Source organism: Methylobacterium sp. WL120 (genome assembly GCF_008039465.1).
GTDB lineage: Bacteria > Pseudomonadota > Alphaproteobacteria > Rhizobiales > Beijerinckiaceae > Methylobacterium > Methylobacterium cerastii.
Genome location: NZ_VRUT01000211.1, coordinates 1 through 6,449, shown reverse-complemented (window position 1 = coordinate 6,449; position 6,449 = coordinate 1). Strand labels below are relative to the sequence as shown.

8 protein-coding genes are annotated in these 6,449 nt (G+C 71.5%); 3 read left to right on the top strand and 5 right to left on the bottom strand.

Going from position 1 to position 6,449, the window contains the following annotated elements:
• Window positions 1–238: 238 nt before the first annotated feature.
• Together FV229_RS24325 and FV229_RS24320 are read right to left on the bottom strand one after the other, a co-directional pair.
• Window positions 239–1,486, bottom strand: a complete 1,248-nt coding sequence (locus FV229_RS24325) for a porin (protein WP_246688324.1) — start codon at window positions 1,484–1,486, stop codon at window positions 239–241.
• A gap of 152 nt (window positions 1,487–1,638) precedes the next feature.
• The gene (locus FV229_RS24320) at window positions 1,639–2,478 is read right to left on the bottom strand and encodes an aldo/keto reductase (protein WP_147754416.1); all 840 of its coding nucleotides are present in this window, start codon (window positions 2,476–2,478) and stop codon (window positions 1,639–1,641) included.
• A gap of 317 nt (window positions 2,479–2,795) precedes the next feature.
• Between FV229_RS24320 and FV229_RS24315 the strand changes: the two genes are divergently transcribed.
• From FV229_RS24315 to FV229_RS24305, 3 genes are read left to right on the top strand one after another with little or no spacing between them, the layout of a single operon-like run.
• Complete coding sequence (locus FV229_RS24315; protein WP_147754415.1) at window positions 2,796–3,869, top strand: adenylate/guanylate cyclase domain-containing protein; 1,074 nt, start codon at window positions 2,796–2,798, stop codon at window positions 3,867–3,869.
• On the top strand, window positions 3,866–4,087 hold the full coding sequence (locus FV229_RS24310; protein ID WP_147754414.1) for a hypothetical protein: 222 nt from the start codon (window positions 3,866–3,868) through the stop codon (window positions 4,085–4,087). Before FV229_RS24315 ends, FV229_RS24310 begins: the two co-directional genes overlap by 4 nt.
• On the top strand, window positions 4,084–4,548 hold the full coding sequence (locus FV229_RS24305) for a YaiI/YqxD family protein (protein ID WP_147754413.1): 465 nt from the start codon (window positions 4,084–4,086) through the stop codon (window positions 4,546–4,548). The genes FV229_RS24310 and FV229_RS24305 overlap by 4 nt, the downstream gene beginning before the upstream one ends.
• A 255-nt stretch (window positions 4,549–4,803) precedes the next feature.
• Here FV229_RS24305 and FV229_RS24300 read toward each other — a convergent pair whose 3' ends face one another.
• The 3 genes from FV229_RS24300 to FV229_RS24290 form a co-directional block, all read right to left on the bottom strand.
• Window positions 4,804–5,061, bottom strand: coding sequence for a BrnA antitoxin family protein (locus tag FV229_RS24300; RefSeq protein ID WP_147754412.1), 258 nt, complete (start codon window positions 5,059–5,061; stop codon window positions 4,804–4,806).
• Window positions 5,062–5,070: 9 nt separating this feature from the next.
• Window positions 5,071–5,442, bottom strand: a complete 372-nt coding sequence (locus tag FV229_RS24295; RefSeq protein ID WP_147754411.1) for a hypothetical protein — start codon at window positions 5,440–5,442, stop codon at window positions 5,071–5,073.
• 327 nt (window positions 5,443–5,769) lie between these two features.
• On the bottom strand, window positions 5,770–6,449 hold a 680-nt coding region (locus FV229_RS24290; RefSeq protein WP_147754410.1), incomplete at its 5' end, for an energy transducer TonB.

Sequence of the window (6,449 nt, the reverse complement as noted above, 5' to 3'; positions counted from 1 at the left end):
CGCAACCGCGTCCGCGCGGCGGCCCACGCGGCGCCGGCCGAGCCGGTCGCCCTGACCGCCTGAGGCGCGCCCGCCGACCGGAGCGAGGTCCGGATCGGCAACGCACATCCACCTACCGATTCACTTCCACCTACCGATTCACTTCCACCTACCAATTCACTTGCACTCACCGATTCACTTGCACTCACCAATTCCATTGCACTTATCGAGGCACTTGCACCGACCCCGCGGCGTCCCCTCACCAGGCGACCTGGAACCGTCCGATGAACACGTCGGTGTCGATCGCGCGGCCGCCCTGGAGGGCGGAGGGCGCGGCCCGCGACCGGACGTAGTCGGCCATGATCCGCACGTTGCGGTCCGGGTACCAGTTCACCCCGACGCTCACGTCGCGCTCGATGCCGCCGCGGATCGCGCCGTCGTCGAGGTCGATCGCGCTCACGCGGGCGGCGAGCTCGAACACGCCGATGCCGCCGCGGCTCACCCGCGCCTCCTCGCCGACCTTCACCGCCTCGAAGATCGCGTAGGTCGTGCCGTAGTTCGGCGTCACGGCGTAGGCGCGGCCCTGGCCGTTGAGCACGTAGCTGGCCTCGACGTAGCCGCCCTGGAACGAGACCGACCGGGCGCCGTCGAAGCGCGACACCTCGGTGCGGATGTACTCGGCCTGGATCAGCAGGCGTCCGGTGCGGTAGGCGGCCTCGAGGCCGAGCCGCCCGACGCTCGCCGCGTCGCGGATGTCGCCGGTGTTCACGAAGGGCCGCGCGAACAGGAACGCCTCCGAGCGGCTCGACAGGGCGAGCGGCGACTCGTCCCGCGGCAGGCTGCGGAAGCTTCCGGCGATGCCGAGATGGAGCACCGCGTCGTCGGTGTGGATCGGCGCGAAGGTCGCGCGCGTGGTCGAGGCGACGCCCTCGCTGCGGATGCCGGTGTTGGCGTTGCCGCCGAAGACGCTGGTGACCACGGTCCAGTCCTGACCGGACCGGCCGATCGCGAAGCCGAAGTTGCGGGCCGGCGCGAATGCGTCGGCGAGCGAGCGTTCGGTGAAAACGGTGTTGTTGTCGCTGGTCAGCTGGTCGAGGCTGAAGGGCTCCTTCATGTTGCCGACCGTGAGGATCATGCCGGGGATGCCTTTCCAGGCGATCGCCGCATCGTTGATCGGCCGCATCGGGTCGGCGAAATCGTACTGGAACGCGAGCTCGATCGTCTTGCCGAGGGTCAGGTAGCTCTCGATCCAGGAGCGCCGGACGCCCACGTTGTCGGAGAACGGCTCGGGGAACCCGGTCTGGCGGATGCCGGCCGCCCCGAAATCGAGCTGCAGCTTGCCGCCGATCCGGAGCTTGGCCGCGTCGTTGGGAAAGCGCAGCGTGATGCCCTTGTCGTCGACGGTCAGCGTCTCGCCGTAGGGGCCGGCAAGCGGCGACCCGTCGGCGGCGCCGGCAGGCGCCGCGCATCCGAGCAAGGTCGATCCGAGCAAGGTCGATTTGAGCAAGGTCGATCCGAGCAAGGCGGCGCGAGGGCCTAGCCGCAGGATCGAACGGTCCGCCATCGCAACCTCCGCGGGTGCCGAACCAGGACCCGGGGCAAGGGATAGCGCGAAATCGCTGACTGTATCGCGACACGCGGGCAACGGTCGCGCGGGTTTCACAGCATGGGAAGCGTCCGCGGACGCGGGCCGCGGGGAAACTGCGCCTCGATCATCGCGATCTCGGCCGCGTTGAGGTGGAGGGAGGCCGCGCCGGCATTCTCGACCGCCCGGGAGGCGCGGCCGGTCTTCGGGATGGTGAAGGTGTTCTCCATCCGCGTCAGGAACGCCAAAGCCACCGCGTAGGGCGTCGCGCCGTGCGCCTCGGCGATGCCGGCCAGCACGCGGCCGCCGGGGCTGGCGGGGTTCGGGAACTCGCCGCTGCCGAAGGGCGAGTAGCCGACCAGCGCGACGCCGTTCTTGGCGCACCACGGCAGCACCGCGTGCTCGATCGCACGCTCGCCGAGATGGTACAGCACCTGGTTGCAGGCGATGCGGTAGGGGCCGGCGATGCGCAGCGCCCGGTCGAGGTCCTCGACGTCGAAGTTGCTCAGGCCCCAGGACAGGATCTTGCCCGCCTGCCGCAGGTCCTCGAAGCCGGCGATGGTCTCCTCCAGCGGGTGGTGGCCCAGCCAGTGCAGCAGGTAGGCGTCGAGGCGGTCGGTCCCGAGGCGCCGCAGCGACTGCTCGCAGGCGCGCGCCACCCCGCGGCGCGTGGCGTTGCCCGGCACCACCTTGGAGACGAGGAAGATTTCTTCCCGCGCGCCCCGGATCGCCTCGCCGACGATGGCCTCGCCGTCGCCGTACATCTCCGCGGTGTCGATATGGGTCATGCCGGCGTCGATGCCCGCGCGCAGGGCGGCGACGGCCGCCTCGCGGGCGGCGGCGTCGATCCGCCAGGTGCCCTGGCCGATCACCGAAACGTTGAGGCCCGTCGCGCCGAAAGGTCTGGCGTGCATCGCGTGGATCCTGTCTCCAAAAGGCGCACCGTGCGCCCGGGAAGAGGCGCACCGTGCGCCCCGAAGGTCCGGTGTCGTGGCGCGGCCGCTCCATCGCCGGAACGGATGGCGCCTGCGCCTTAATCGCGCCATCATGGGACGTTGAGCAATGGCCCGGCACCAAGTCCGGACCTAGACTTTGGTCGATGCCCCGTTCCTGTGGCGGGGCGCCGTCCAGCCCGCTTCGTTCCGCACCAGGTCGAGAACGCTTCAGGATCGGTTTCGTGCACGCTGCCTGTCCGCCTCACGCCTCGTTCCTCGCCCAGGCGGACCACTGAATGCTTCCGCAGCATCGCTGGTTCTGGGCTCTCATCGTCGTCGCATCCGGCGGGGCGGGCCTCCTCTACAACCTGCTGTTCGTCGGCGGCACCTCGCTCGCGGCCGGCACGATCTACGGCCTCGCCGTCGGCGTGACGGTGCTGGCCTTCGACCGGGGCCTGATCCTCTCCGGCCTGCAGACGCGCCTGCGCCGCCTGCCGGCGATGCTGTACGTGCCCTCGGCCGAACTGCTCTACGTGCTGATGATCGCGCTCGGCTGCGCGCTCGGCGGCTCGGTGGTCTGGGCGCTCGGCCTCACCGACGACACGCTGTCCTCCGCGGTGCGGATCACCCCGCGGGTGCTGGCCTATTCGCTCGCGGTCTCGGCGCTCCTCGTCTTCGTCGTGCGGATGCGCGACCTCATCGGCGGCGAGGTGTTCGTGAACTTCCTCGTCGGGCGCTATCACAAGCCGGTGCGCGAGGAGCGGATCTTCCTGTTCCTCGACGTGGTCGGCTCCACCGCCTTCGCCGAGACGCACGGCGACCTGCGGGCGCAGGAATATCTCGGCGCGATCTTCGCCACGCTGGCCGAGCCGGTGCGGCGCAACGCCGGCTCCACCGACGACTACATCGGCGACCTCGCCATGATCACCTGGCCGATGGCCCGCGGCCTCAAGGACGCGCGCTGCGTCGCCTGCGTCTTCGACGTGCTCGACCGGATCGAGGCGGACGCCGCCGCCTGGACCACGCGGTTCGGCACCGTGCCGCGCCTGCGCGCGGCCCTGCACGGCGGCTCGGTGGTGACGGCGGAAGTCGGCGTCGATCGGCACAAGATCGCCTATTTCGGCGACGCGGTGAACGTCACCTCTCGGATCGAGGCCCTGTGCCGGCCGCTGGGCGTGAACATGCTGATCTCGCAGGACCTGCTCGACCGCCTCGACGCCTTGCCGGCGGGCATCGCGGCGCGGTCGCTCGGCGCGCACGCCCTGCGCGGGCGCGGCCAGCCGCTCTCCGTCGCGACCCTGGAGCGGGCCGCCCCCGAGATGCCGCAGCCTATCGAGACGGAGCGCCCGGCGCTTCGGATCGCGCGATGAGCGCACCCTGGCTCACCGGCCTGCGGATGGCGCTGCGCTTCGGCCTGCCGCTCCTCGGAATCCTCGTCGTCGGCCGCGCCATCGTCCTGTCGATCGGCGGCGAGATCTCGAGGGCGCAGTTCGCGCTCGGCGTGCTGCTGATGGCGGCCGGGTTCTCCGCCCGCCTCGTGCCGAAGCCGCGGACGCCGAAAGCGGCTGCGGGGAAACGTTCGTCGTGACCGGCCCGATCGCGATCTACGTCGACGCCGACGCCTGCCCGGTGAAGGACGAGACCTACCGCGTCGCCGCCCGCTACGGGCTGCACGTCTACGTCGTGGCCAACAGCTTCCTGAACGTGCCGCGCGAACCCTGGATCGAGCGCGTCGTCGTCGGCGACGCGATGGATGCGGCCGACGACTGGATCGCCGAGCGGGCGGTCGCGGGCAGCGTCGTCGTCACGGCCGACGTGCCGCTGGCCAGCCGCTGCGTGAAGGCGGGTGCGACGGTGATCGGCCCGAACGGCAAGCCGTTCTCGGAATCGGCGATCGGCATGGCGCTCGCCACACGCAACCTGATGCAGGACCTGCGCGAGGCCGGCACGATCACCGGCGGGCCGCGCCCGTTCTCGGCGCGCGACCGCTCGGCGTTCCTCGGCGCCCTCGACCGTGCGGTGAACCGCATCCGGCGCGGCACCGCCTGATCCGGATTCTGTTTGAAGGCTTCACTTGCGCGCCGTTTTCCCGGACGCTTGGAGCGTCAGCGGAAGGTGATCCGGGACCCAGCACCATAAAGGGGCCGCGTCGGCGGCTCGACATGTACGGCGCAAGGGTTTCGACGCTTCGCGACGTCCTGAGCTGGGTCCCGGATCGGATTCCGCTGACGCTTCACCCGTCCGGGAAAACGGGCGCCGTACTCACCGAGCCGATCAACCGAAAATCCGATGATCCGGTGTGTTTCAGGCCGAGACGATCGCCTTGAGGGCGTCGTTGATGCGGTCCTGCCAGCCCGGGCCGTCCTTCTGGAAGTGCGCCAGCACGGCGCTGTCGATGCGCAACGTCACCGACTCGCGCGCACCCGGGGCGGCCTGAGGCTGGCGTGGCGACGGCGCCGCCGCCGCGGGCGCCGGGGCCGGCTTGGCGGTGGTCGCCGCCTTGAAGGCGGCCTCGGCCGCCTGGCGCGGATCGGTGATGCGGCGTGTCCGGTCGAAGGCCATGGTCGCGCCTCAGGCCTTCTTGGCGGCTTTGGCCGCGCTCTTCTTCGGGGCGGCCTTCTCGGCGCCGGCCTTCTCGGCCGCCTTCTCCGCGGCTTTGGCGGCCTTGGCGGCGGCGGCCTTCGTCAGCGGCTTGACCTCGGCGGCCTTGGCCTGCGCGTCGGAGGCCTCCTTGGCGAGGCGCAACGCCCGCAGGCGCACGGTGCGCTCGTCGACGGCCTTGATCGAGGCGATGTGCTCGGCCATGGCCTGGGCGCCCTCGCGCTGCATGCGCTCGGCCCGCTCCGCGCGTTCGGCCCGCTCCTCGGCCTTGTGCTTGGCTTCCTCTTCCGGAGTGCGGACTTCGTCCTCGGTGTCCGCGCCGGTATCGATCTCGTCGCTCATCGTATTCCTTTCGTCCCTGCCGGTGCCGTCGCGCCAAGGGCGCTCCACGTGCGATGGGAGCGCTCCCGGGCGTCGGAATGGGCGGGTTCGGCGCGACCCGAGGACAGGTGGGCGGCCGGTTCGCATCGTCTCCGCCGGTCCGCCGCGAACCCGTCGCGGCGTGCGGAACTCAACGTGGTGTAGCATGTCGGGCGCCCCGATGGCGAATGCCGCGGCGGCACGGACGCCAAGTCACGGCGACTTTTCCCGTGCCGTCGTAGCCTCGGGCGTCGTCGAAGCCGCCCGTCGGACCCGCCGGCACCTTGCGCCGGCGGCATTTTCCTCTGTTCAACGCACGCGATAGTTGAGCGGGATCGTCACCGACAGGCTCGACTGGGTCACGCCGGGGGGCGCGGCCGGCAGGCTGCCGCGCACGGCGCCCAACGCCGCGCTGTCGATCTGGCCGACGCCGCTGCTGCGCGCGAGGCCGGCGCTCGTGACCTGTCCGGAGCGCAGCACGGTGAAGCGCACCATCGCCGTGCCGCCGGCGGTGCCGGCCGCCGCGCCCGGGTTCATCCGGCCGTGGATCGCCGAGCTGATCGCGCCGGTCCACTGGCGCATCGCGCTCGGATCGCTCCCGGCCGAGGCCCGGCCTGCCGCGTTCTCGCGCGAGGACGAGGCGGAGCTTCGGGTCTCGGCGCCCGCGCGGGCCTGGGCCTGCTTGGCCTTCGCCTCGCGCGCGGCCTTCGCCTTGGCCTCGCGGATCGCCTCCTTGCGCTCCTCGATCGCCTCGCGGCGCGCCTCCTCGATCTGCTCCTGGCGCTTCTGCGCCCGGATCTTCGCCTCGCGCTCGGCCTTGAGCTTGGCGAGGTCGACCTTCGGCTTCTCCGGCTCGGCCGGCTTTGCGGGCTCGGGGGCCTGCGCGACCACCGGCGGCGGGGGCGCCAGCGGCTCGGCCTGCTCGGCCTGCGAGGTGATGACCTGGCTCTCCGGCTCGACCGGGACGGCGTCGGGCGGCACCTCCGCGA

Bases quoted from the DNA above. Each gene is read 5' to 3' on its own strand.
- FV229_RS24320 (WP_147754416.1), bottom strand. From the start codon at position 2,478: ATGCACGCCAGACCTTTCGGCGCGACGGGCCTCAACGTTTCGGTGATC.
- FV229_RS24315 (WP_147754415.1), top strand. From the start codon at position 2,796: ATGCTTCCGCAGCATCGCTGGTTCTGGGCTCTCATCGTCGTCGCATCC.
- FV229_RS24310 (WP_147754414.1), top strand. From the start codon at position 3,866: ATGAGCGCACCCTGGCTCACCGGCCTGCGGATGGCGCTGCGCTTCGGC.
- FV229_RS24300 (WP_147754412.1), bottom strand. From the start codon at position 5,061: ATGGCCTTCGACCGGACACGCCGCATCACCGATCCGCGCCAGGCGGCC.
- FV229_RS24295 (WP_147754411.1), bottom strand. From the start codon at position 5,442: ATGAGCGACGAGATCGATACCGGCGCGGACACCGAGGACGAAGTCCGC.